Annotated in this window: 1 pseudogene; it reads left to right on the forward strand. The window is 66.2% G+C overall.

Annotated features, from left to right (window positions below):
* Positions 1-400: pseudogene (locus AB4Z02_RS19230) on the forward strand (inositol-3-phosphate synthase); the annotation flags it as partial.

Below are 400 nucleotides of genomic sequence, written 5' to 3' on the forward strand. Positions count from 1 at the left end.
GGGTCACCCTGGACCGCACCTACCAGCTCAACGTCGGCGGCAACATGGACTTCAAGAACATGCTCGAGCGCGACCGCCTGGAGTCCAAGAAGGTCTCCAAGACCCAGGCCGTCACCTCGAACCTGACCGGTCCGCTGGCGGGCAAGATCGAGGACAAGAACGTCCACATCGGCCCCTCGGACTACGTCCAGTGGCTCGACGACCGCAAGTGGGCCTACGTGCGCCTCGAGGGCCGCGCGTTCGGCGACGTCCCGCTGAACCTGGAGTACAAGCTCGAGGTCTGGGACTCCCCGAACTCGGCCGGCATCATCATCGACGCCATCCGCGCCGCGAAGATCGCCAAGGACCGCGGCATCGGCGGCGCGCTGCTGTCCGCGTCGTCCTACCTGATGAAGTCCCC

The sequence above is a fragment of the Pedococcus sp. 2YAF34 genome, from assembly GCF_052114585.1.
Classification (GTDB): domain Bacteria; phylum Actinomycetota; class Actinomycetes; order Actinomycetales; family Dermatophilaceae; genus Pedococcus.